The following is a 25099-nucleotide window of genomic DNA, read 5'->3' on the forward strand; positions in this document are numbered from 1 at the left end:
GCGCCGGGCGGTGTGTGTGAGCGGCGGGTGAACCGGCGGACGCGCCCGGGCGTCCCTGGGGGCAGGGGACGACCAGGGAGGGGACCGACACCGATGCGCCGCTGGAGACCTCGCAGACCGCGCTTTCCGCGCACCCGGAAGGGGCAGCGGCGGCTGGTGCGGGCGGTGGTGGCCGGGTGCGTGCTGGCGCTGCTGCCGAGCGCGTGGCTGCGTGTCGTGACGGACGGCCGGCTGGGTTCCGCCTCCGACGTGCCGCGTACCGACGTCGCGGTCGTGTTCGGTGCGGGACTGTGGGACGGGGAGCCGTCGCCGTACCTCGCGCACCGGCTGGACGCGGCGGCGGAGCTGTACCGCGCGGGCCGGGTCGAGGTGGTGCTCGTCACCGGGGACAACAGCCGCGAGGAGTACGACGAGCCGGACGCCATGCGCGCGTACCTGGTCCGGCACGGGGTGCCCGACGGGCGGATCGTCAGCGACTACGCGGGCTTCGACACCTGGGACTCCTGCGTCCGCGCGAAGAAGATCTTCGGTGTGGACCGGGCGGTGCTGATCAGCCAGGACTTCCACATCCGGCGGGCGGTGGCGCTGTGCCAGGAGGCGGGGGTGGCGTCGTACGGCGTCGGGGTCGACGAGGCGCGCGACGTGACCTGGTACTACGGGGGCGCCCGGGAGGTCCTGGCGGCGGGAAAGGCGGCGCTCGACGCGGTGTTCGAGCCCGATCCGAAGTTCCTGGGACCCGAGGAGCCGGGCGTGTCACGGGCGTTGGGCACGCCCGGCTGAGGCCGAATGCCTGAGCGGACGGATCCGGGCGTTCTCCCTGGATGAGTTTGTCGTGTGCGCTTCACTCAGCAGCGTGAAACCGACAGATGAACACTCACTGTGTGCGCGTGACTACACGTAGCTTCGTCGGTGTGCGGCAGCGGAACGGACCGACCGCCGCGCTCCTGGGGAAGGGACACCTGATGACCGGACTTCGCTCCACGTTCGTCACGGCTGTCGCCGCGGCGCTGTTCGCGCTGCCGGTGGCGGCCGGGACCGCCGCGGCCGACGACGGCGACGACGCACCGGTGATGGAGCCGGGCTGCGCCAAGCTCTACGACTACGGCTACGGCTGGGCCGACATCTACAACGCCTGCGGTCACACCATCTCCGCCAGCGTCGAGGTCGACGGGTGGGACCCGGACTGCATCCAGATCGCCCCGTACTCGGTCGGGACCATCGGTCTGGAGCCGGGCGACGAGCCGTACTACGCCTACGAGTGCTGACCCGGGCCGCCGCCTGAGCGGGGGCGGCCCGTGACGGGGCGGGAGCGGGACCGCGGCCCTGCTCCCGCCCCTTGCCGTGCCGGTGCCGGCGACGGCGCACGTGCACCCTCACGGCCGCCCGGGGCCGGCGGGGAGGTCCCCGTCCCGGCGGTGTAACAAGCGGCCGCCCGGACGCGTAACACGCACGTCGCACGCTGGCGGCATGCAGAACACCGCCGCGCCCACGCCCACCCACTGCCCGTACTGCGCGCTGCAGTGCGGGATGAATCTGACGCCCGCCGCCGACGGAACCGTCGAGGTGTCCGAGCGCGCGGACTTCCCGGTGAACCGGGGCGCGCTGTGCGGCAAGGGGCGGACGGCGCCGGCGGTGCTCTCGTCGGGGGTGCGACTGACCTCACCGCTGGTGCGGTCGGGCGACGGCGTGCTCGTGCCGGCGGGCTGGGACGAGGCGCTGGGGCGGATCGCCGGGAACCTGGCCCGTACGCGGGCGGAGTACGGCGCGGACGCGCTGGGGGTGTTCGGCGGGGGCGGGCTGACCAACGAGAAGGCGTACGCGCTGGGGAAGTTCGCGCGAGTGGTGCTGGGCACCTCGCAGATCGACTACAACGGGCGGTTCTGCATGTCGTCGGCGGCGGCGGCCGGCACGAAGGCGTTCGGGCTGGACCGTGGGCTGCCGTTCCCGCTGGAGGACATCCCGAGCACCGGGTGCGTGATCCTCGTCGGGTCGAACCCGGCGGATACCATGCCGCCGTCCCTGCGCTACTTCACCGAACTGCGTGAGAACGGCGGCACGCTGATCGTCGTCGACCCGCGCCGGACGAGGACCGCGGAACAGGCCGACCTGCACCTCGCGCCCCGGCCCGGCACGGACCTCGCGCTCGCGCTGGGCATGCTGCACCTGGTCGTCGCCGAGGGGCGGGTGGACGCGGAGTACGTCGAGGAGCGCACGGCGGGCTGGGAGGAGGCGCGGGCGGCGGCGATGGCGCACTGGCCGGAGTACGTGGAGCGGATCACGGGGGTGTCCGTCCCGGAACTGCGGGAGGCGGTGCGGCTGTTCTGCGCCCCGGACGCGGCGATGGTGCTGACCGCGCGCGGGCCCGAGCAGCAGGCCAAGGGGACGGACACGGTGGGCGCGTGGATCAACCTGTGCCTGGCGACCGGGCGGGCCGGGCGGCCGCTGTCGGGGTACGGCTGTCTGACCGGGCAGGGCAACGGGCAGGGTGGGCGCGAGCACGGGCAGAAGGCCGACCAGTTGCCGGGCTACCGCAAGCTGACCGACCCGGCGGCGCGGCGGCACGTGGCCGGGGTGTGGGGTGTGGACCCCGACTCGCTGCCGGGTCCGGGGCGCAGTGCGTACGAGCTGCTGGACGCGCTGGGCACGGACATCAGGTCGCTGCTGGTGATGGGGTCCAACCCGGTGGTGTCGGCGCCCCGCGCGGCGCATGTCGAGGGGCGGCTGCGGTCGCTGGACTTCCTGGCCGTGTGCGACGTGGTGCTCTCCGAGACGGCGGCGCTGGCGGACGTGGTCCTGCCGGTGACGCAGTGGGCGGAGGAGACGGGGACCACGACCAGCCTGGAGGGCAGGGTGCTGCTGCGGCGGCGGGCGATCACACCGCCGGACGGCGTCCGCAGCGACCTGGAGGTACTGCACGGGCTGGCCGGCCGGCTCGGCGTGGAGAAGGGCTTCCCTACCGAGCCAGAGGAGGTCTTCGAGGAACTGCGCCGGGCGAGCGCGGGCGGCCCGGCGGACTACTCGGGGATCGACTACCGACGGCTGGCGGAGGAGGACGGGGTGTTCTGGCCGTGTCCGGCGCCGGTGGAGACGGACGACGGCGACAGGACCACCGGGACGGGGCGGACCGCCGCGGGGGCCTGCGCGAGCACCCGGACCCCCGGGACCACCGGGACCGTCCGGACCGCCGGCACGGCCGAGACCGACCGGACGGCCGGGACCACCAGAGCCGACCGGACCACCGAGACCGCCGGGACGACCGGGGCCGACCCGACGGCCGGCGCCGCCACGACACCCGCCCCCCACCCGGGCACCCCCCGCCTCTTCCTCGACCGTTTCGCCACCGGCGACGGCCGGGCCCGGTTCGTTTCCGTCTCGTACCGGCCGAGTGCCGAGGAGCCGGACGACGAGTATCCGGTGCTGTTGACGACCGGCCGGGTCGTGGCGCAGTACCAGTCGGGGGCGCAGACCCGGCGGGTGGAGGAGCTGAACGCCGCCGCGCCCGGCCCCTTCGTGGAGCTGCACCCGCGGCTGGCGGCGCGGCTCGGGGCGGCCGAGGGCGATCCGGTGGCCGTCGTGTCGCGGCGGGGCCGGGCGGTGGCTCCGGCCCGCATCACCTCCGGCATCCGGCCCGACACAGTGTTCATGCCCTTCCACTGGCCGGGCGAGGGGCGCGCCAACACCCTGACCAACCCGGCCCTCGACCCGACCTCGCGGATGCCGGAGTTCAAGGTGTGCGCGGTGCGGGTGGAGGCGGTGGCGGGGCCGTAGGGCCCGCCGGCCGCCACTCCCCGCCCTCGATCGGCGTGGCGCGGACGGGCGAGCCGTCGGCGACCCGTACGACGTTCATCGCGACCCGGTCGTAGAGGTTGCGCGGGTCGCCCGGCGCGTACTCCTCCAGCCGGTCGAGGGTGGCGAGCAGGTCGGCGTACGTCTCCGGGCGGGCGGTGACGAGGTCGCCGGTCACCACTCCGGCGGGGTCCTCGACGGCGTAGGGGTAGCCGGGGCCGGGGTACAGGACGGCACCGGTGAGGCGGGCCGGTTCCTCGGCGCGGGTGCGGCCGTCGAGGAAACGGGCGTGGTTGGGGGCGCCGGGGCGGAGCGTGCCGTAGACGAAGAACGGCAGTCTCCCGGCGTCCGGCACGGCGTCCGGCACGGCATCCACGAGGGTCATTCTCTCCCCTCACGATCTCCACGTGCGCGCTATGGACATGACATGTCCGGGGGCCCTTGAATCCGAGTCAGCACTCCCCACCCCCCACTCCCCCACCCTCTGCGTCCCCACGCGCCTTCTCCGAGGAGACCGATGAGCCGAATACGGCCCGTCCGCGGTTCCCGCCTCACCGCCGCCGCCGTCACCGCCACCGCCGCTTCCCTCCTGGTCGCCGCGCTCGCCCCCACCGCCGGCGCCGCCGACCGCCCGACCCGGGCCGCCGCCCTCGACAACGCGGCGGCGGTCCTCGCGGACCGGGCCCCGGCCCTGGGCCTGACCCCGGCCCAGGACACGGAGGTCCGTGACGTCATCGTCGACGCCGACGGCACCCAGCACGTCCGCTACGACCGCACGTACCGCGGCCTGCCCGTCCTGGGCGGCGACTTCGTCGTCCACCTCGCCCCCGACGGCGACTACCGGGGCGCCGACCGCGCGACGAGAGCGGCGCTCTCCCTGCCCACCGTCGCCCCGAAGCTGTCCGCCCCCAGGGCCGCCGACCTCGCCGCGACCGCGCTGCGCGCCGCCAACCCGGGCCAGTTGCTCAAGCGGCTCACCGCCGAGCCCGAACTGGTCGTCGACGCCCTGCACGGCACCCCGAGGCTGGCCTGGCGGACGAACGCCGTCGCGCTCGACTCCCTCGGCAACCCGGTCGCGCGCACGGTGCTGACCGACGCGGCCACGGGCGCCCGGATCGACGCCTGGGACGCCCTGGAGTCGGCGGCCGAGGGCGACGGCAGGTCGCTGTACGGCGGGACGGTGCCGCTGCGGACCACGCCGTCCGGGTCGTCGTACCAGCTCAAGGACCCGACACGCGGCGGCACGTACACCGGCGACGCCGGGAACCAGACCGACCTGTGCATCCTCGGCGTCTGCCTGGTCCGGGCCCCCTCGACGGTCTTCACCGACGCCGACAACCACTGGGGCACCGGGACGGCCGACGACCGCGCCTCGGCCGCCGTGGACGCGCAGTACGGCACGGACGTCACCTGGGACTACTACGAGGACGTCCACGGCCGCAGCGGCATCGCGGGCGACGGAAAGGGCTCGTACAACCGCGTGCACTACGGCACCCGGTACAACAACGCCTTCTGGGACGACGGCTGCTTCTGCATGACGTACGGCAACGGTGACGGGACGACCTTCGGTCCGTTGGTCTCGCTGGACGTCGCCGCGCACGAGATGACGCACGGCGTGACGTCGTCGACGGCGGCGCTGACGTACTCGGGCGAGTCCGGCGGGCTGAACGAGGCGACCTCCGACATCTTCGGCGCGCTGGTGGAGTGGCACGCGGACAACGCCGCCGACCCCGGGGACTACCTGATCGGCGAGAAGGTCGTCCGGGACGGTTTCGGCCGGGACGCGCTGCGCCGCATGGACCGGCCCAGCCGGGACGGCAGTTCGGCCGACTGCTGGAGCACGACCACGGGCGACCTCGACGTCCACTACTCCTCCGGGATCGCCAACCACTTCGCCTACCTGCTGGCCGAGGGCAGCGGCGCGAAGACCGTGGGCGGCGTGCGCTACGACTCCCCCACCTGCGACGGCTCCACCGTCTCCGGTATCGGCCGGGAGAAGCTGGGCGACATCTGGTACCGGGCGCTGACGGTCTACATGACCTCGTCCACGGACTACGCGGGCGCCCGCACAGCCACCCTGAACGCGGCGAAGGACCTGTACGGCGTCGACAGCGCCGAGTACGCCGCGGTGGGCGCGGCGTGGAGCGCGGTGAACGTCGGCTGACGCGCGGCGCGGCCCGTTCGGCGGCACGGTCACCCGTTCACACGTGCGCCGCACGCACCGGCACAACTTTCCCCGGACGGGCCCCTCATAAGCCCGTGACCTGCCGGAACGGTGTCGCGCGCGGGGGCGCCGCGAGCGCGGGCGGCACCCGTTCATCCCATTCCCGGCGCGCTCTCGGGGAGCGGGCCGCGCCCGGTGCGACTTTCCTCGGTAGGGCAGGGGCCACCGAAGAGCTCGAAGGAGCACCGATGCGACGTACCGCCCGCCTGCTGACCGGCACCGCGCTCGCCGTCGCGGCCGCCGGCCTCGCCTCCCCGGCGCCCGCGTACGCCGGGGAGGCCCGGGTCACCGGTGGCCTGGAGGTGTATCCGTCCTCGGTCGTGCCGGGCGAACGGGCCACGGTGCGCACGGCGGCGTGCGGCGAGGACGGCGCGGCGGCGGGGGACGCCAGTGCGGTGGGCGCCGGGGAGTTCCCGCTGGCGCCGGGCTCGGGGGAGGGTGAGACGACGGGCGGGTTCCAGGTGCCGCCGAGCGCCCAGCCGGGGACGTACGAGATCGTCGCGACCTGTGGCGGGAGCGGCAAGCGGGTGGCGGGTGACCTGGTGGTCACGCTGACCTCGGCCCGTGAGCAGGTGTACCCCAGAGGAAGCGTGAAGACGGGGGTCGGTGGCGCTCTTGGCCCCGATCCCGTGCAGACCGCGGCCGGTGTTGCGGCTCTGGCCGTCGCCGCCGCGGGCGGTACCTGGCTCCTGCATCGCCGGGCGAGAGGCGACGGGATCTGACGGGCACCCTCCGCTGCCCGTCCGCCGGTACCGCACTTCCCCACCCCCTCCGGGTCCGATGCCCCTCGCGGCCCGGAGGGGGCAGGGGATCCACCGAGGGACCCGAGGGAGAGGGGCGCGTCATGCGCAGGATCGGCGACTGGGCGATAGCCGCGGTCACCGCGCTCGCCCTCTGTTCCGGGGCGTGGCTGCTGCTCGACCAGGCCGGCGCCGAGGCCCCGCCGCAGCCGTCGGCCGCGCAGGCCGCCCGCGCCGGCGCCGGGCAGGCGGGGCGGGCGCCCGCGGCACCGGCGCTGCCGCCCTCCCCTCCCGACCGCGTCCGCATCCCGGCGATCGGCGTGGACGCCCCCATGACGGGCCTCGGGCTGACGCCGTCCGGCAGTCTCGACGTACCGCCCGCCGAGGACGAGAACCTGGCCGGCTGGTACGAGGCCGGCACCACCCCCGGCGAGACGGGCACCGCGATCGTCGCCGGGCACGTCGACAACGCCGAGGGCCCCGCCGTCTTCTACCGGCTCGGCGCGCTGGAGAAGGGCGCGGTGATCGAGGTCGACCGGCTAGACGGCGGCGTCGCGGTGTTCACCGTGGACGCCGTCGAGGTGTACGAGGCCGAGGACTTCCCCGACGAGAAGGTGTACGGCGCGGCCGGCCGGCCCGAACTGCGCGTGATCACCTGCGGCGGCGACTACGCACGCGGCACCGGCTACCAGGGGAACGTGGTCGTCTTCGCCCACCTGACCGGCAGCCGCTGAGACGTCACCGAAGCCCGCCCTACGCGATCCACTGCTCGTACGCCAGGTTCGCCACCAGCGCGAACACCACCGTCAGCAGCACGATCCGCACGAAGCCGCTGCCCCGCTTCAGCGCCGTGTGCGCGCCGAGGGTGCCGCCCGCCAGGTTGAACACGGCCATCAGGGCCGCCAGCTGCCACAGCACCGCGCCCTGCCAGGCGAACATCGCGAGGGCGCCCGCGTTGGTGCAGCAGTTGACGATCTTCGCGGTGGCGGAGGCGGTCACCAGGTCCAGGTGGAGGACGGCGGTGAGGGCCAGCACCAGGAAGGTCCCGGTGCCGGGGCCGATGAGGCCGTCGTAGAAGCCGATGCCGAGGCCCGCGAGGCCGATCGCGGCGAGGGTCTGGCGGCGGGTGGCGGGGCCGGTCGCGGGGGCGGTGCCGAAGGCGGGGCGCAGGATCACGAAGGCCGCGACCGCCAGCAGCACCACCATGATGACGGGCTTGAGGACCTCGGTGCTCATCCCGGCCGCGAAGAAGGCCCCGCCCGACGATCCGGCCAGCGCCGCGAGGCCGATGCGTACGGCGGTGCCGACGTCCACGGGCGCCTTGCGGGCGTAGGTCACGGCCGCGCCCGTGGTGCCGACGATGGCGACCGCCTTGTTGGTGCCCAGCGCGTGCGCGGCCGGTGTCCCGGCGGGCAGGCCGAGCAGCAGCGCGGGCAGCAGCAGGAGCCCGCCGCCGCCCACCACGGCATCGATCCAGCCGGCCGCGAGCGCGGCGAGGCAGAGCAGGACGACCGTGGTCAGCGATATGTCGGGCATGATCGTGACCCTATGGACGGGACGGATGTGCCGTCCATCGAGATGAGGGTCTTCTGAGGTTCCCGCCCTCCTCACACGGGCCGGCCGCCCCCGCTGAGGGCAGCGTTCCTCCCGGGAAACAGTCGCGATGCCACCGGGTAACACCCGCACCGCACGCTCGGTGCCATGACCTCGAATACGCGTGTGGTGGTGATCGGCGCCGGGCTCGCGGGCGTCACCCTCGCCCGGCGGCTCGGTGAGCTCGGCACGCCCGCGCTGGTCGTCGGCGACGAGGAGCACCGCCCGTACAACCGGGTGCTGCTCGCCGAGGTGCTGGCCGGACGGTACAGCCCCGAGGTGGTCGCGCTGCCCGCGCCGGCCGGGCTGCTGCGCGGCCGGGTCACCGGCGTCGACCGGGCCGGACGCACCGTCCACTGCGCCGACGGCTCGGTGATCGCCTACGACACGCTGGTCCTCGCCACCGGCTCCAACGCCGTACTGCCGCCGCTGCGCGGCCTGTTCACCCCGGACCGGGAGCTGCCCGAGGGCGTGCACGCGTTCCGGACGATGGACGACTGCCTGGGACTGTCCAAGGCGCTCAGGCCGGGGGTGCGGGCGGTCGTCGTCGGGGGCGGGCTGCTCGGTGTGTCCGCCGCCCGCGCGCTGGCCGTGCGCGGCGCGCAGGTCGTCCTGGCCCAGCAGTCCGAGCGGCTCATGGAACGCCAGCTCGACCCGGCCGCCTCCGCCCTCGTCCGGCGCCATCTGGAGGACCTGGGTGTCGAGGTGCACACCGAGTGCCGGGTGCGGGACGTGCGGAGCGCCGGCGGGGCGGTGCGGTCGGTGGAGCTGGCCGACGGGTACGCACTGGGCGCCGACGTCGTCGTCCTCGCGTGCGGGGTCCGGCCGCGCGTCGGGCTGGCGCGGGCGGCCGGGCTGGAGGTCGCCGAGGGGGTGGTCGTCGACGACGAGCTGCGCACCAGTGACCCGCACATCCGCGCGATCGGCGACTGCGCCCAGCACGCGGGGCGCGTGTACGGGCTGGCCGCGCCGGCCCTCGAACAGGCCGGCGCGCTGGCCGAGCTGCTCGCGGGGGACGGCAGCACCGCCGCCCGCTACACCGGCACGCGCTCCCTGACCCGGCTCACCCTCACCGGGCCCGGCGGCCCCCTCGGGCCCGAGGGCTCCTTCGACCTCGCCGCGTTCGGCGAGACCGACCCCCGCCCCGGCGACGACGTCGTGCAGCTCGCCGACGCCACCCGGGGCACCTACCGCAAGGTCGTCGTCCGTGACGACCGGCTGGTCGGCGGGGTCCTGGTCGGCGAACTCGGCACCGTCGGCGCGCTCGCGCGCGCCTGGGAGGGAGCAGAGCCGCTCCCGTCCGACGGCGGCCCCCTGCTCCACCTGCTCACCCATGACGGAGGCTCCTGATGACCACCGACCCGGGGCCCGCCCCCACCATCGTCCTCGTCGGCCACGGCATGGTCGGCCAGCGTTTCCTGGAGGCGCTCGCCGATCGCGGCCTGACCGGCACGCACCGCGTGGTCGTCCTGTGCGAGGAGCCGCGCCCCGCCTACGACCGCGTCCAGCTCACCTCGTACTTCTCGGGGAAGACCCCCGAGGACCTGTCGATGACCGACCTCGCCTTCGTCGAGGAGCACGGCATCGAACTGCGCGTCGGCGACCCGGCGGTGAGCGTCGACCGTCAGGCGCGCACGGTGACCGCCCGCTCGGGGCTGGTCGTCGCGTACGACGTGCTGGTGCTGGCGACCGGCTCGTACCCGTTCGTGCCGCCCGTCCCCGGCAAGGACGCCGAGGGCTGCTTCGTCTACCGGACGATCGAGGACCTGCTCGCCATCGAGGCGTACGCGAAGACCGCGACGACCGGTGCGGTGGTCGGCGGCGGGCTGCTTGGGCTGGAGGCGGCCGGCGCCCTCAAGGGGCTCGGGCTCACCTCGCACATCGTGGAGTTCGCGCCCCGTCTGATGCCGGTCCAGGTCGACGAGGGCGGCGGCGCGGCGCTGCTGCGCACCATCGAGGAGATGGGCCTGTCCGTGCACACGGGCGTCGGCACGCAGGAGATCGTGACCGGCGCGGACGGCGCCGTCACCGGCATGAAGCTCTCCGACGGCTCCGAACTCGCCACCGACCTGGTGGTGTTCAGCGCCGGTGTCCGTCCCCGCGACCAGCTGGCCCGCGACTGCGGACTGGCGGTCGGCGAGCGCGGCGGCATCAGCGTCGACGAGCGGTGCCGGACGGTCACCGACGAGCGGGTGTTCGCGATCGGCGAGTGCGCGCTGGCCGCCGACGGGCGGGTGTACGGGCTGGTGGCGCCCGGGTACGAGCAGGCCGAGACGGCCGCCGCCACCATCGCCGCCCAGGAGGCGTCCTTCACCGGCGCCGACCTGTCCACCAAGCTGAAGCTGCTCGGCGTGGACGTGGCGTCCTTCGGCGACGCGCACGGCACCGCCGAGGACTGCCTGGACGTCGTCTACTCCGACTCCCGCGCGGGCCTCTACAAGAAGCTGGTCGTCGGCCGCGACGGCACGCTGCTCGGCGGCATCCTGGTCGGCGACGCGGAGGCGTACGGCACGCTGCGCGCGTTCACCGGCTCGGTCCCGCCGGTCTCCCCCGAGTCGCTCGTCCTGCCCGCCGGTGCCGGGGCCCCTGTCCAGCTCGGTCCGGCCGCGCTGCCCGACGACGCGGTGATCTGCTCCTGCCACAACGTCACCAAGGGCACGATCCGCGGCGCGGTGACCGAGCACTCCTGCACCACCGTGCCCGAGGTGAAGAAGTGCACCAAGGCCGGCACCGGCTGCGGCTCCTGCGTGAAGGTGCTCGGCCAGCTCGTCACCGCCGAGCTGGAGGCGAGCGGCGTGGAGATCGACAAGGGGCTGTGCGGCTGCTTCGCCCAGACCCGCGAGGAGCTGTACGAGATCGTCCTCGCGCTGCGGATCACCTCCTACCGGGAGCTGCTGGACCGGCACGGCCGCGAGGGCGCCCGGGGCGGTGAGGGCTGCGAGGTGTGCAAGCCGGCGGTCGGCTCGATCATCGCCTCCCTCGCCCCGGCGATCGGCGCCAGCGGCTACGTCCTGGACGGCGAGCAGGCCACCCTCCAGGACACCAACGACCACTTCCTGGCCAACCTCCAGCGGAACGGCTCGTACTCCGTCGTCCCGCGCATCCCCGGCGGCGAGATCGCGCCGGAGAAGCTGATCGTCATCGGCGAGATCGCCCGGGACTTCGGGCTCTACACGAAGATCACCGGCGGTCAGCGCATCGACATGTTCGGCGCCCGCGTCGAACAGCTGCCGGTGATCTGGGCGCGGCTGGTGGACGCCGGCTTCGAGTCCGGTCACGCGTACGGCAAGTCGCTGCGCACGGTGAAGTCCTGTGTCGGCCAGACCTGGTGCCGCTACGGCGTCCAGGACTCGGTGCGCATGGCGATCGACCTGGAGCTGCGCTACCGGGGGCTCAGGTCCCCGCACAAGCTGAAGTCGGCGGTATCCGGGTGTGCCCGCGAGTGCGCCGAGGCCCAGTCCAAGGACTTCGGCGTGATCGCCACCTCCAACGGCTGGAACCTCTACGTCGGCGGCAACGGCGGCGCCACCCCGCGCCACGCGGACCTGCTCGCGCAGGACCTCTCGGACGCCGAACTGGTCCGCCTGATCGACCGGTTCCTGATGTTCTACATCCGCACCGCCGACAAACTGGAGCGCACCTCCACCTGGCTGGAGCGCCTCCCCGGCGGCCTGGACCACGTACGGGACGTCGTCGTGCACGACTCGCTCGGCATCTGCGACGAACTGGAGTCCCTGATGCGCGCCCACGTCTCGCACTACCGCGACGAGTGGGCCGAGACCATCAACGACCCCGAGAAGCTGGCCCGGTTCGTGTCCTTCGTGAACGCGCCCGACACCCCCGACCCGGTCGTGGGCTTCGTGCCGGAACGCGACCAGATGAAGCCCGACCTGCCGCTGCTGGACATCGGCCTGCGGCGCCCCTCGGAAGACGACCTCCTGGAAGGAAGCACCCGGCGATGACCCTGGCACCCGAGTCCCTGGCACCCGAGACGACCGGCCTGAAGGTCCTGCTGCGGCTGACGGACGACTGGTTCGCGGCCTGCGACCTCGGCGCCCTGCTGCCCGGCCGGGGCGTCGCGGCCCTGCTGCCGGACGGCGGCCAGGTGGCCCTGTTCCGCGACCGGGACGGCGAGCTGTACGCCATCGGCAACCGGGACCCGTTCACCGGCGCGGCGGTCCTCTCCCGCGGCCTGACCGGCACCCACCGGGGCCGCCCCTTCGTCGCCTCTCCGCTGCTCAAGCAGCGCTTCGACCTGGCGACCGGGGTGTGCCTGGACGACGAGACGGTGCGGGTGGAGACGTACGAGGTGAAGGCGGCGTAGGCCCGCCGGGCTGTCGGTTTCCTGTCGAACCCGGCCGCCCGGGTCGAGTTCGGCGGTGCGGTCGGGTTTCATCGAGTCCCCGTCCTTCTCCCACGGAGGTCGCACCATGACTCGCAGCCTTTCCCGCCCGTCCCGGCGCACGGTGCTCGGCGGCGGAGCCGTCGCCGCGTTGGCGGCCGCCACGGGCGCCGCCCCGGCCGGGGCCACCGAACGTGGAGCCGCCTGGCCGACGGAGTTCCCGCTGCCCGACGGCTGGCTGCCCGAGGGCATCACCATCGGGCGCGGACCGTACGCCTACATGGGTTCGCGCGCCGACGGCGCCGTCTACCGCACCGACCTGCGCACCGGCGAGGGCCGGGTCGTCCACGAGGGCGGCACCGGCCTCGCGGCCATCGGCCTGAAGCTGGACCACGACGGACTGCTGTACGTCGCCGGGGGCGGCGGCGGTACCGCGCGGATCATCGATTCCCGCACCGGCGCGCTGCTGCGCACCCACCGGCTCACCGACCCCGCCGGCCACTTCGTCAACGACGTCGTCCTGCACGGCGACCGCGCCTGGTTCACCGTCTCCTGGGGGCCCGTCCTGTACGGCGTCCCGCGCGGCCGGCGCGGCGAGGTGCGCGCCCTGGAGCTGACCGGCGACTGGGAGCACACGCCGGACGTCATCAACGCCAACGGCGCCGTCTCCACCCCCGACGGGCGCGGACTGATCGTCGTCAAGATGGCGGCGGGCGAGCTGTACCGCGTCAGCCTCCGGACCGGCCGCGCCTCCCGGATCAGGCTGACCGGCGCGGACGACGTCGTCAACGGCGACGGCCTGGTCCGCGTCGGCCGCACCCTGTACGTCGTGCAGAACCGGGACAACCTGGTCAGCGTCTGGGACCTGGACGCCCGGTCGCGCACCGCGACCCTGCGCCGCACCATCACCGACCCCCGCTTCGACGTCCCCGCCACCGCCGCCCGCTTCGGCAACCGGCTCTACCTCGTCAACGCCCGCTTCACCAGCCCGCAGACCCCGGAGACGACGTTCACGGCGGTGGCGGTGCGGCGCTGAGCGGCTGAGCCGAACGATCGGTTCCGAGCGGAGAGCTACCGTCCGGTCACGTCACGTTCTCGTCACGGGTTCTTCATATCGCCACCGCATCTCCCGCACCTCAATAGCTTCGTCACCTCATATCCGCTCATCCACACCAGTCCCGGGAATCTCGATGAAGCTGCTCCGCAAGCCCGCCGCCGTCGCCTTGGCCGCGGTGGCCCTGGCCGCCCTGCCGACCCTCGCCGAGGCGCACGAAGGCACCCACCCGTTCAAGAACTGCACCGAGGCGTACAACGCCGGCTACTCCAACATCAAGGAGGGCGACGAGCACTACGGCGACCACCTCGACCGGGACCAGGACGGCGTGGGCTGCGACAAGCCGCCCGCGGGCTTCGTGCCCGCCGACGACAAGGACGACGACAAGGGCTCCGGCGACTCCGGGAGCAAGGACGACTCCGGGAGCAAGGACGACTCCGGCAGCGGCGAGCAGGCCGCTGGGGAGCAGGGCGCCGACCTCGCCGAGACCGGCGGCGACGACACCACGCCGTACATCGCGGCGGGCGGCGCGGCCGTCGTGCTCGCCGGCGGCGGACTGCTGCTGGCCTCGCGCCGCCGCCGGAGCAACGGCGCCGGCTGACCGGGAGCGCGCACCGGCCGACGCGAAAGGCGGCACCCCCGCACAGGGTGCCGCCTTTTCCCGTGGACCGGAGCCGCCGCCGATCGGTGAGGGTGGTCGGGTGACAGACGGCGGCTCCGGGGCATGAGGCCCCACTCAGGGGCTTACCGGTGGTCGCTGCCCTTCGACTGCGACGCCGCCCGGCCCGCCTCCAGCCGCGCCACCGGAATCCGGAACGGGGAGCAGGAGACGTAGTCCAGGCCCACCTCGTGGAAGAAGTGGACGGACTCGGGGTCGCCGCCGTGCTCGCCGCAGACGCCGAGCTTCAGGTCGGGGCGGGTCTCGCGGCCGGCCTTCGCGGCGGCGGCGACCAGGGAGCCGACACCGTCCTTGTCGATGGTCTCGAACGGGGAGACGCCGAAGATGCCCTTCTCCAGGTAGGCCGTGAAGAAGCTGGCCTCCACGTCGTCGCGGCTGAAGCCCCACACGGTCTGGGTGAGGTCGTTGGTGCCGAAGGAGAAGAACTCGGCGGCCTCGGCGATCTGACCGGCGGTCAGCGCGGCGCGCGGCAGCTCGATCATCGTGCCGATGGACAGCTTGAGCTTGGCGCCGGTGGCGGCCTCCACCTCGGCGATGACCTGGTCGGCCTCGTCGCGGACGAGTTCCAGCTCCTGGACGGTGCCGACGAGCGGGATCATGATCTCGGCGCGCGGGTCGCCCTTGGCCGCCTTGCGCTCGGCCGCCGCCTCGGCGATGGCCCGCACCTGCATCGTGAACAGGCCGGGGATGACCAGGCCCAGGCGGACGCCGCGCAGGCCCAGCATCGGGTTCTGCTCGTGCAGGCGGTGCACGGCCTGGAGCAGGCGCAGCTCGTTCTCGTGCGGCTCCTGGCGGGACTCGGCGAGCGCCACGCGCACGGACAGCTCGGTGATGTCGGGCAGGAACTCGTGCAGCGGCGGGTCCAGGAGGCGGACCGTGACCGGCAGGCCGTCCATCGACTCGAAGAGCTGGACGAAGTCCTGCTTCTGGAGCGGCAGCAGCTCCTTCAGTGACTCCTCGCGCTCGGCCTCGGTGTCGGCCAGGATCAGCCGCTCCACCAGCTCGCGCCGGTCGCCGAGGAACATGTGCTCGGTGCGGCACAGGCCGATGCCCTGGGCGCCGAAGCGGCGGGCGCGCAGCGCGTCCTCGGCGTTGTCGGCGTTGGCGCGCACCCGCAGCCGGCGCTTGCGGTCGGCGAAGGCCATGATGCGGTGCACGGCCTCGACCAGCTCGTCGGCGTCCTCGGCGCCCGCGTGCATGCGGCCCTCGAAGTACTCGACGACCGGCGACGGCACGACCGGCACCTCGCCCAGGTACACCTTGCCGGAGGAGCCGTCGATGGAGATGACGTCGCCCTCCTCGACGACGTGCCCGCCGGGGACGGTCATCCGGCGGCGCTTGGTGTCGACCTCCAGCTCCTCCGCACCGCAGACACAGGTCTTGCCCATGCCGCGCGCGACGACGGCCGCGTGCGAGGTCTTGCCGCCGCGCGAGGTCAGGATGCCCTCGGCGGCGATCATGCCGTCCAGGTCGTCGGGGTTGGTCTCGCGGCGCACCAGGATGACCTTCTCGCCCGAACGGGACCACTTGACGGCGGTGTACGAGTCGAAGACCGCCTTGCCGACCGCCGCGCCCGGCGAGGCCGCGATGCCCCGGCCGACCTTCTCGACCTTGGCGTCCTCGTCGAAGCGGGGGAACATCAGCTGGGCGAGCTGGGCACCGTTGACGCGCTGGAGGGCCTCGGCCTCGTCGATCAGGCCCTGGTCGACGAGCTGGGTGGCGATGCGGAAGGCCGCGCCCGCCGTGCGCTTGCCGACGCGGGTCTGGAGCATCCACAGCTGGCCGCGCTCGATGGTGAACTCGATGTCGCAGAGGTCCAGGTAGTGGTTCTCCAGCGTCTCCATGATCTGCATCAGCTGGTCGTACGACTTCTTGTCGATCTGCTCCAGCTCCGCCAGCGGCACCGTGTTGCGGATGCCGGCGACGACGTCCTCGCCCTGGGCGTTCTGGAGGTAGTCGCCGTAGACGCCCTGGTGGCCGGAGGCGGGGTCGCGGGTGAAGGCGACGCCGGTGCCCGAGTCGGGGCCCAGGTTGCCGAAGACCATGGAGCAGACGTTGACCGCCGTGCCGAGGTCGTGCGGGATGCGCTCCTGGCGGCGGTAGAGCTTGGCGCGCTCGCCGTTCCAGGAGTCGAAGACGGCCTTGATGGCGAGGTCCATCTGCTCGCGCGGGTCCTGCGGGAAGTCCCGGCCGGCCTCCGTCTTGACGATCTTCTTGAACTTGGTGACCAGCTTCTTGAGGTCGGCGGCCTCCAGCTCGGTGTCGACGCTGACCTTCTTGGCCGCCTTCGCCGCCTCCAGCGCCTCCTCGAAGAGGTCGCCGTCGACGCCGAGGACGGTCTTGCCGAACATCTGGATCAGGCGGCGGTAGGAGTCCCACGCGAAGCGGTCGTCGCCGGCCTGCTTGGCCAGGCCCTGCACCGACTTGTCGGAGAGGCCGATGTTGAGGACCGTGTCCATCATGCCGGGCATGGAGAACTTGGCTCCGGAGCGGACCGACACGAGGAGGGGGTTGTCGGCCTGGCCGAGCTTCTTGCCCATCTTCGCTTCGAGGGCGTCGAGGTGCGCACTGACCTCGTCACGCAGTGCCGTGGGCTCCTCACCGCTGTCGAGGTAGGTCTTGCAGGCCTCGGTGGTGATGGTGAAGCCGGGAGGAACCGGAAGACCCAGGTTGGTCATCTCGGCGAGGTTGGCGCCCTTGCCGCCGAGGAGGTCCTTGAGGTCCTTGTTGCCCTCGGTGAAGTCGTAAACGAACTTGGGTGCGTTCGTTACCTGAGGTTCTTTGTTTTCCGACACGGGTCTCGACTCCTCGAGGACGCGGTGGCTGCCCTGACGGCGAGGAATGTACCCAGATCGAAGGCACCTGGGTACGTCCACTTGCGCGACATGCGCCCGTAACCAGTCGTCCGCCAGCGGATCGAAAGTCAAGGCTTGGCAAGCGACCGGCGGCTAGTGTTTTCACTTCTTGAACGAATGAGCTCCCGAATCCCGCAGATCACGCTCACCTGAGCGCCATTCGCTACGTTTGAGTTCGATCGATGAACGATCATGGCATGGCACTCAGTGCCACCCCTTGGAAAAGTGGAATCGCCCAAGATCCGCTCATCTGAGCGTCACCCCTATCAGAGGTGGCGAGAATCACGCTGCCACAGGCCGCCGGATTTCACCATGCGGACCGGTGCACGGGACCGGTGAACGGACCGCTCGCGGCGCACGTACGACAGGGTGCGGCGGACCCGGCCCCCTCGCCGGGTCCGCCGACCACCGGGTTTCGTACGGAAGGACCTCCGGGTGCCTGTCAGCACGCCTTTCCGCCGGCCACCGCAGAGCGCCGACGCCCCCGCCACGCCCGACACACCCTCCCCCGCCGCACCTGAAACCCTCAGGGCCCGCCTGGCCCACTGGCGCGCCTGGCGCGCCCGGCACCCGCGCACCGCCCTCGTCGTCCGCCGCACCACCACCGTCCTCGCCGCCGCGCTCGTACTCGGCGCCCTGCTCCTGCCGAACACCTTCGCCGCCCTCGAACCCAACCGGTTCGCGCGCATCCCGGCGGAGGCCGTCGTCGGCGCGGTCCTGCTGCTCTGCCTGCCCCGCCCCGCGCGGCTGGCGGCATCGGCCCTCTTCGGCACCGTCCTCGGGGCGCTGACGGTGCTGAACCTGCTCGACATGGGCTTCACCGAGTACCTGGGGCGGGGCTTCAACGTCGTGCTGGACTGGGGCCTGCTGGACGACGCCCAGTCGTACGTGGCGGACTCGATGGGCGGTGCGGCGGCGACCTGGGCCACCGTGGGCGCGGTCGGGCTGGCCGTCGCGCTGCTGGTGGTGACGGCGCTGGCGGCGGTGCGGCTCGGCGAGCTGCTCGCCGCGCACCGGGAACGGGCGGCGCGGGGGGCCCTGATGGCGGCCACCGTGTGGATGACCTGCGTGGCACTGGGCGTGCAGACCTTCGGGACGCGGATCGCCACGACGAACGCGTCCGCCCTGCTCCAGGCGCAGGCGCACCGGGTGACGGACACGCTGCGGGACGAGGCGGCGTTCGCGAAGGAGGCGGAGTCGGACCGGTTCGGCGCGACGCCCGGCGACCAGCTCGTGCCGGACCTGCGGGGCAAGGACGTGATCTTCACGTTCATCGAGAGCTACGGCCGCAGCGCCGTCGAGGACCCGGTGACGGCGCCCGGCGTCGGCCGCGCTCTCGACACCGGCACGAAGGCGCTGGCCGAGGCGGGCTTCCGGGCGCGCAGCGGCTGGCTCACGTCCGCCACCTTCGGCGGCAGCAGCTGGCTCGGCCACTCCACCTTCATGTCGGGCCTGTGGGTGGACAACCAGCAGCGCTACCGCACCGTCACCGCGAGCGACCACCTCACCCTCACCAAGGCGTTCGAGAAGACGGGGCACTGGGACACGGTCGGCGTCATGCCGGGTGTGCAGAAGGCGTGGCCGGAGGCCGAGTGGTACGGGCTGGACAAGGTCTACGACGCGTTCGACGTCGGCTACCGGGGGCCGAAGTTCAGCTGGTCGACCATGCCGGACCAGTACGCGCTGGAGGCGTTCCAGCGCCTGGAGCACGGCAGGGAGCGGGAGAGGCCGCTGATGGCGGAGGTCATCCTGACCTCCAGTCACCAGCCGTGGGCGCCGATCCCGAGGATGGTCGGCTGGGACGAGATCGGCGACGGCTCGGTGTACGAGGGCATCGAGGCGTCGGGCGTGGAGGCGGCCGACATCATCGCCGACTCCACCCGGTCGAAGGAGGAGTACGGCAAGTCGGTCGAGTACTCGCTCACGAGCCTCACCCAGTGGCTGGAGCGCTACGGGACCGACGACACCGTCCTCGTCTTCCTCGGCGACCACCAGCCGCTCGCCCGGGTCAGCGGCGACAAGGCGAGCCGGGACGTCCCCGTCTCGATCGTCGCCAAGGACCCGGAGGTGCTCGACGCGATCGACGACTGGAACTGGACGGAGGGGATCAAGCCCGCCGAGGACGCCCCGGTGTGGAAGATGGACTCCTTCCGCGACCGCTTCCTGACGGCCTACGGCTCCACCCCGCACCCCACCGGCGCCGGCGACTGATCAGCCGCCGGAGGTGTCCAGCTCGGCGTCCTCGCCGACGCCCGCGCAGTCGTACGGGTCCTTCAGCCAGCCGTCGGGCAGGACCACGCGGTTGTTGCCGGAGGTGCGGCCGCGGGGACCGTCGGCGCCGGTGGGCCAGGGCTGGTCGAGGTCCAGCTCGTCCAGTCCGGCACGCAGTGCCTCCAGGGAGGAGGTGATCGCGAGCCGCTTGCGCATCTCGGAGCCCACCGCGAAGCCCTTGAGGTACCAGGCGACGTGCTTGCGGAAGTCGATGACGCCGCGCGCCTCGTCGCCGATCCACTCGCCGAGCAGCGTGGCGTGCCGCACCATCACCTCGGCGACCTCGCGCAGCGTGGGCCGCACGTAGTCGTCCGTACGCCCCTCGAAGGCGGCGACGAGATCGGCGAAGAGCCACGGCCGCCCCAGGCAGCCCCGCCCGACCACGACGCCGTCGCACCCGGTCTCCCGCACCATGCGCAGCGCGTCCTCGGCGGACCAGATGTCGCCGTTGCCGAGCACGGGGATCTCCGGGACGTGCTCCTTCAGGCGGGCGATGGCGTCCCAGTCGGCGGTGCCGCCGTAGTGCTGGGCGGTGGTGCGGCCGTGCAGGGCGATGGCGGTGACGCCCTCCTCCACGGCGATCCGCCCGGCGTCGAGGAAGGTCAGGTGGTCGTCGTCGATGCCCTTGCGCATCTTCATGGTGACGGGCAGGTCGCCGGCGCCGGTGACGGCCTCGCGGACGATGGCGCGCAGCAGGTTCCGCTTGTACGGGAGGGCGGAGCCGCCGCCCTTGCGGGTCACCTTGGGCACCGGGCAGCCGAAGTTCAGGTCGATGTGGTCGGCGAGCCCCTCCTCCGCGATCATGCGGACGGCCTTGCCGACGGTCGCCGGGTCGACGCCGTACAGCTGGATCGAGCGCGGCTTCTCGGTCGCGTCGAAGTGGATCAGCTGCATGGTCTTCTCGTTGCGCTCGACCAACGCCCGGGTCGTGATCATCTCGCTCACGAACAGGCCCTTGCCACCACTGAACTCCCTGCACAGCGTGCGGAAGGGCGCGTTGGTGATCCCGGCCATCGGCGCCAGCACGACGGGCGGCGCGACGGTGTGCGGGCCGATCTGCAACGGCCGGGCGGTGGTGCTGGGGGCGGGTGTGGTGGGCGTGGACATTCCTCCATTGTCACGCACGCGGGGTGGTGCTCGCGGTGCCTGTGGACAAAGATCATGTCGTTGAGCACCACCGGACCGGGTTCAGCGTACGAACTCCGGCAACCGTTCCGACACCTTCGGCCAGTACTTCACGACCGCCTCCTCCACCGTCGGCAGCGCCCGCTGTCCCGCCAGTGCCAGGACGATCGCCGCCGCCACGCCCGCCCAGGCCAGGGGCCCCAGCGGCGTGCAGCCGAAGAGCTGGCTGGCGCCCGGGGTCTGGACCAGGGCGACCAGCGCCGCGGCGGAGCCCAGCGAGGTGACCTGGACCAGGCGGCTGCCCCGGCGGTCGGCGAGGGTCTGGGCGAGCTGGGTGCCGACCACGGCGCACAGGGCCATCGTCGTGGAGCGACGCCCCGTGCCCGGCGTGAAGCGGCCGAAGAGCCAGGCCGCGGTCGCGCCGAGCGCCGTGGTCATCGCCCGGTGCCGGATCTGGCGGATCAGGGGCTCGCCCAGCACCGCCGTACCGAGCGGAGTCCCCGCGTCGTCCTCCTCCTGCTCGGCGTCGCCGGTCTCCGTGACCGCCACCGCCATCGCGGGGAACAGGTCCGTGAAGAGGTTGACCAGCAGCATCTGCCGGGTGGACAGCGGGGCGGAACCGCCCAGCACGGTGCCGAGGATGCCGAAGCCGACCTCGCCCGCGTTGCCGCCGATCAGGATGGCGATGGCGTCGGCGACGCTGTGCCACAGCGCCCGGCCCTCCCGCACCGCCTCCACCAGGACCAGCAGGTCGTCGCCCGTGACGACCAGGTCCGCGGCGTTGCGGGCGGCGGCCGAGCCGCGGGCGCTGATGCCGACGCCGATGTCGGCGGCGCGGATGGCGGCGGCGTCGTTGGCGCCGTCGCCGACCATGCCGACGACCCGCCCGGCGTCCCGCAGCGACTCGACGACCTGGAGCTTCTGCTCGGGCGCCACCCGGGCGACGACGTCCGCGTCGCGCAGCATCCGGGAGCGCGCCGTGCGGTCGGCGGCGGCGATCTCGTCGCCGGTGACGACGACCGCGTCCTCGGGCCAGCCCAGGTCGACGGCGATGGCGTGCGCGGTCTGCGGGTGGTCGCCGGTCAGCACCACGGGCCGTACGCCCGCCTCGCGCAGCCCGCGCACCAGCGCCGGGGACGTCTCGCGCGGCACGTCGGCCAGCCCCAGCATGCCCGTGAACTCCAGCTTCTCCGGGACCTGTTCGAGGACGTCGGCCGCCTTCTCGCCCCGGCGCAGGGGCCGGCTGGCCACCGCGATGATGCGCAGTCCGTCGCGGGCCATCCCGTGCGCCACCTCGGTGGCGTGCGCGGGCAGGTCGGCGCAGGCGGGCAGCACGGTCTCCGGGGCGCCCTTGACCACCAGCACCGGCGCCCCGTCACCGTCCCGTCCGACGGCGGCGGCGTAACCGCGCGAGGTCTCGAAGGGCAGGCCCTCCTCCTGCGCCCACTCCGGGTCGGGACCGGCGGCGTCGAGCACGGCCTCGTCGGTGGCGTGGGTGGGGCGGGCGCCGTCGCCGTTGAGGCGGGGGCAGGCCCGCGCGGCGATCCGTACGGCGTCGGCGGCGTCCGGGTCGCCCACCTTGCGGACCGTGCCGTCGGGGCCGGCGACGCGGGTCAGCCGCAGCCTGTTCTCGGTGAGCGTGCCGGTCTTGTCGAAGCAGATGGTGTCCATGCGGCCCAGCGCCTCCAGGGTGCGCGGGGTGCGCACGAGGACGCCGTGCCGGCTGAGCCTGCGGGCCGCCGCGAGCTGCGCCACCGTCGCCACCAGCGGCAGCCCCTCGGGCACGGCGGCCACCGCCACCGACACACCGCCGGAGACGGCCTGCCGGATCGGCGTCCCGCGCAGCAGCGAGAGACCGGTCACCGCGGCGCCGCCCGCCAGCGTCAGCGGCAGCGCCTTGCGGGTCAGCTCCTGGAGCCGGGCCTGCACACCGGCCGCCGAGGGCGTACGCGCCGCCAGCGAGACCGCCCGCGCGGCCTCGGTGTGCTCGCCGGTGTCCACGACGACGGCCTGGGCGCGTCCGGCCACCACGGTCGTGCCCTCGAAGACCATGCAGTGCCGCTCGGCCACGGGCGCGTTCGTCACCGCGTCCACGCTCTTGTCCACCGGCAGCGACTCGCCGGTCAGCGCGGACTCGTCGACCTCCAGGCCGTCCTCCCACAGCAGCCGGGCGTCGGCGGGCACGACGTCGTCGGCCTTGAGGTCGACGATGTGGCCCGGGTGGAGTTTGGCGGCGTCCACGACGCGCGGCTCGGCGGCCGGGTCGTGGGTCTCCTCGTCCGCGACCCGCGCCTTCTGCTTCTGCTGCGCGAGCAGCCCGGACAGCGCCCGTTCGGCCCGCAGCCGCTGGAAGCCGCCGACGAGCGCGTTCAGGTCGAGGGCGCCGACGACGAGCAGCGCGTCCATGACGGAGCCGAGGATCGCCTCGGCCGCCGAGCCGACCGCCAGCACCGGCGTGAGCGGATCGTCCAGCTCACCCCGTACCGCCTGCCCCAGCTGCCACGTCCACTTCACCGGCGCGAGCACGGGCACCCGGCCCGCCCGGTCGGCCGCCGCCCTCATCCGCGCCGTCAGCTGCTCGGCGAGGGACGGATCGGGCTCCTTCTCCCGTGCCAGGCGGTCCCGTACGCCCACGGGGTCCAGCGTGTGCCACGGCACCCGGGCCCGGGGGTGCGGGGCACGGGCCGCCGCCACGCCCAGCGCGGCGCGCGTACCGGAGAAGAGGGCCGCCGCCGCGCTCACGTCGACGGGCGCGTGCCGCAGCCCCGGCAACGAGGAACCCCCTCCCCCCTTCTTGCCCTTGCCGCGCGCCTCGCCGACCGCCACCAGCAGCCCGGAGAGCGCGGCCCCGGACCGGGCCAGCGTCTGCGACCGCCGCCCGACCCCGCGGGCCGCGGGCACCGCCCGCAGCAGCCGCCACACGTCCGGCAGCCCCTGCGGGGCGAGCACGTCCGCGCCCCAGGCCACCGGGGCGTCCCCGTCGGCCAGCGCGACGGCCACGTCCCCGCCGAGCAGCCCGGCCAGCACCGAGCCGTCGTCGCCGGGCCGGGGCCGTACGACGGTGATGACGCCGCCCTCGGCGCGCAGTTCGTCCACGACCTCCCGCAGCGGCCGCTTCCCGCTCACCACCTGGTCCGCGAGACCGGTGAAGTCGGCGAGCGCCGGGTCCTCCACCATCACCACGCGCAGGCCCGCGCGACGCGCCGCGTCCAGCACGTCCTCGGTCCACGGGTCCGCGCCCGCCTCGGGCGCCCGCAGCGCGCTGGGGTGCAGGACGACCGTGGCGGCCATCTCCAGTTGCCGCAGCCGCTCGGGGTCGCGCACGAGCACTCCGGTGCGGGACAGCGCGGCGCTCAGTACGGCGTGGAAGGCGGCGGGCCCGTAGCGGGCGGCCTTGGGCGACCCGGCGAGGACCGCCTCGGCGGCCTCCGCGACGTCGTGCTTGACCAGCAGCGTCGCCGCCGCGCCCGCGACGCTGCCGGTGGAGGCGTGGGCGGCGTAGTCCTGGGCCGGGGAGCTGCGCAGCGGCGGGCGCAGGGCGGGGTCGGCGGGCAGGCTGCCGCGCTCGGGGACGCACAGCCCGTCGTGCACCACCTCGAAGGCGGCCGTCCGGGTCACCGCCTCCGTCAGCTGACAGGTGCGCAGCGCCCCGTCGAGCCACAGCGAGGTGGGGCTCTGACCGGCGCCGTGGACGGCCGCGTTGGCGGCGGCCAGCGCCACGTCCATGCCGTGGGCGCCGAGGCGTGCGCGCAGCCAGGCGCGGAAGGTGGGGTTCTCGCGCAGCAGTGTCGCCACGGCCGTCACCAGGCGCGGCGAGGGCGGCAACCGCAGGCGGGCGCCGGTCATGGCGGCGGCGATGCCCAGCGCGTCGGCGCCGAGGGCGGTCGCCGCGACGCGCACGGAGGCCGGGTCGCCGGGGTGGGCGAGCTCCTCCACCGGATCGCCGGGGCCGGCCTGCTCCGTCCGGGTCAGTCCGTGCCGTTCGGCGAGTTCGGTGGCGCGGCCCACCACCCGGTCGGTGAGCGCGTCCTCGGTGGCGGTCACCACCAGGCGGGCCAGGCCGGTGTCCCAGTAGGCGAGTGCCACGTCCGGGTGCTCGGCCAGGGCCGCCGCGACCCGCCGCGCGACGCGTTCGGTGCCGCCCGCGCGGCGCACCTTCTCCGTCGCGGCCGGCCGCAGCGCGAGGTGCGCGCGGTTCCCGGCCCGCCATTCACGGGCGCTGGTGCCGCCGGGCAGCGCGGCGCGGGCGACCCGTGCCGCCCGCGCCGCGAAGTCCGCGCCGCGCACACCGGCCCGTGCGGTGCCCGCCACGGCGCCGGCCGCGGCTCCCACCGCGGGGGCGGTGCCGCGGGCGAGCAGCCGGGGTCCGGCCAGCACGAATCCGGTGACGGCGTCCTGGGACCGCGTCAGAAGTCCTGCACCGACCATCG

Annotated in this window: 17 protein-coding genes; 12 read left to right on the plus strand and 5 right to left on the minus strand. The window is 73.8% G+C overall.

The features are described 5' to 3' along the window. The first annotated feature begins 93 nt into the window (after positions 1-93). The 3 genes from AMK11_RS03355 (at position 94) to AMK11_RS03365 (ending at position 3768) form a co-directional block, all read left to right on the plus strand. Positions 94-780: a SanA/YdcF family protein gene (locus tag AMK11_RS03355; protein WP_073722846.1), complete on the plus strand. Its 687-nt coding sequence runs from the start codon at positions 94-96 to the stop codon at positions 778-780. A gap of 107 nt (positions 781-887) precedes the next feature. After that, complete coding sequence (locus AMK11_RS03360) at positions 888-1265, plus strand: hypothetical protein (RefSeq protein WP_143194561.1); 378 nt, start codon at positions 888-890, stop codon at positions 1263-1265. 202 nt (positions 1266-1467) lie between these two features. After that, positions 1468-3768: a molybdopterin oxidoreductase family protein gene (locus AMK11_RS03365; RefSeq protein WP_073722849.1), complete on the plus strand. Its 2301-nt coding sequence runs from the start codon at positions 1468-1470 to the stop codon at positions 3766-3768. On the opposite strand, the gene AMK11_RS03370 is transcribed toward AMK11_RS03365, so the two are convergent. Continuing rightward, positions 3725-4171 (minus strand): gamma-glutamylcyclotransferase family protein, encoded by a 447-nt coding sequence (locus tag AMK11_RS03370; RefSeq protein WP_073722851.1) that lies wholly within the window; start codon positions 4169-4171, stop codon positions 3725-3727. The two genes, AMK11_RS03365 and AMK11_RS03370, sit on opposite strands and share 44 nt — an antisense overlap. A gap of 132 nt (positions 4172-4303) precedes the next feature. Between AMK11_RS03370 and AMK11_RS03375 the strand changes: the two genes are divergently transcribed. The 3 genes from AMK11_RS03375 (at position 4304) to AMK11_RS03385 (ending at position 7484) form a co-directional block, all read left to right on the plus strand. Next, complete coding sequence (locus tag AMK11_RS03375) at positions 4304-5950, plus strand: M4 family metallopeptidase (protein ID WP_073722853.1); 1647 nt, start codon at positions 4304-4306, stop codon at positions 5948-5950. Between the two features lie 248 nt (positions 5951-6198). Beyond that, complete coding sequence (locus AMK11_RS03380) at positions 6199-6732, plus strand: hypothetical protein (protein WP_073722855.1); 534 nt, start codon at positions 6199-6201, stop codon at positions 6730-6732. Positions 6733-6854: 122 nt separating this feature from the next. Then, entirely contained in the window at positions 6855-7484 is a 630-nt protein-coding gene (locus AMK11_RS03385) for a class F sortase (protein ID WP_073722857.1), read from the plus strand. A gap of 19 nt (positions 7485-7503) precedes the next feature. On the opposite strand, the gene AMK11_RS03390 is transcribed toward AMK11_RS03385, so the two are convergent. Continuing rightward, positions 7504-8286 carry a sulfite exporter TauE/SafE family protein gene (locus tag AMK11_RS03390; RefSeq protein ID WP_073722859.1) on the minus strand — a complete coding sequence of 261 codons (783 nt, stop codon included), beginning with the start codon at positions 8284-8286 and terminating at the stop codon, positions 7504-7506. 165 nt (positions 8287-8451) lie between these two features. Between AMK11_RS03390 and AMK11_RS03395 the strand changes: the two genes are divergently transcribed. From AMK11_RS03395 to AMK11_RS03415, 5 genes are all read left to right on the plus strand, one after another. Continuing rightward, positions 8452-9693, plus strand: coding sequence for an NAD(P)/FAD-dependent oxidoreductase (locus AMK11_RS03395; protein WP_073722861.1), 1242 nt, complete (start codon positions 8452-8454; stop codon positions 9691-9693). Next, positions 9693-12305 (plus strand): nitrite reductase large subunit NirB, encoded by a 2613-nt coding sequence (gene nirB, locus AMK11_RS03400; RefSeq protein WP_073722863.1) that lies wholly within the window; start codon positions 9693-9695, stop codon positions 12303-12305. The genes AMK11_RS03395 and nirB overlap by 1 nt, the downstream gene beginning before the upstream one ends. Next, entirely contained in the window at positions 12302-12667 is a 366-nt protein-coding gene (nirD, locus tag AMK11_RS03405; RefSeq protein ID WP_073722865.1) for a nitrite reductase small subunit NirD, read from the plus strand. Before nirB ends, nirD begins: the two co-directional genes overlap by 4 nt. 106 nt (positions 12668-12773) lie before the next feature. Then, complete coding sequence (locus AMK11_RS03410) at positions 12774-13721, plus strand: SMP-30/gluconolactonase/LRE family protein (protein WP_073722867.1); 948 nt, start codon at positions 12774-12776, stop codon at positions 13719-13721. A 154-nt stretch (positions 13722-13875) separates the two neighbouring features. Further along, positions 13876-14340, plus strand: coding sequence for an excalibur calcium-binding domain-containing protein (locus tag AMK11_RS03415; protein ID WP_073722869.1), 465 nt, complete (start codon positions 13876-13878; stop codon positions 14338-14340). Between the two features lie 143 nt (positions 14341-14483). On the opposite strand, the gene ppdK is transcribed toward AMK11_RS03415, so the two are convergent. Continuing rightward, positions 14484-17213 carry a pyruvate, phosphate dikinase gene (gene ppdK / locus AMK11_RS03420; RefSeq protein ID WP_073722871.1) on the minus strand — a complete coding sequence of 910 codons (2730 nt, stop codon included), beginning with the start codon at positions 17211-17213 and terminating at the stop codon, positions 14484-14486. 495 nt (positions 17214-17708) lie between these two features. Between ppdK and AMK11_RS03425 the strand changes: the two genes are divergently transcribed. Then, the gene (locus AMK11_RS03425) at positions 17709-19484 is read left to right on the plus strand and encodes a CDP-alcohol phosphatidyltransferase (RefSeq protein ID WP_073722873.1); all 1776 of its coding nucleotides are present in this window, start codon (positions 17709-17711) and stop codon (positions 19482-19484) included. Here the strand turns inward: AMK11_RS03425 and dusB are convergent, their stop codons facing one another. Further along, the gene (gene dusB / locus AMK11_RS03430) at positions 19485-20651 is read right to left on the minus strand and encodes a tRNA dihydrouridine synthase DusB (RefSeq protein WP_073722875.1); all 1167 of its coding nucleotides are present in this window, start codon (positions 20649-20651) and stop codon (positions 19485-19487) included. It abuts the gene before it with no gap. 81 nt (positions 20652-20732) lie between these two features. Next, positions 20733-25097, minus strand: coding sequence for a cation-translocating P-type ATPase (locus tag AMK11_RS03435; RefSeq protein WP_073722877.1), 4365 nt, complete (start codon positions 25095-25097; stop codon positions 20733-20735). Positions 25098-25099 lie beyond the last annotated feature (2 nt).

It is taken from the genome of Streptomyces sp. CB02414 (assembly GCF_001905385.1).
In the GTDB taxonomy this organism is placed as follows: domain Bacteria; phylum Actinomycetota; class Actinomycetes; order Streptomycetales; family Streptomycetaceae; genus Streptomyces.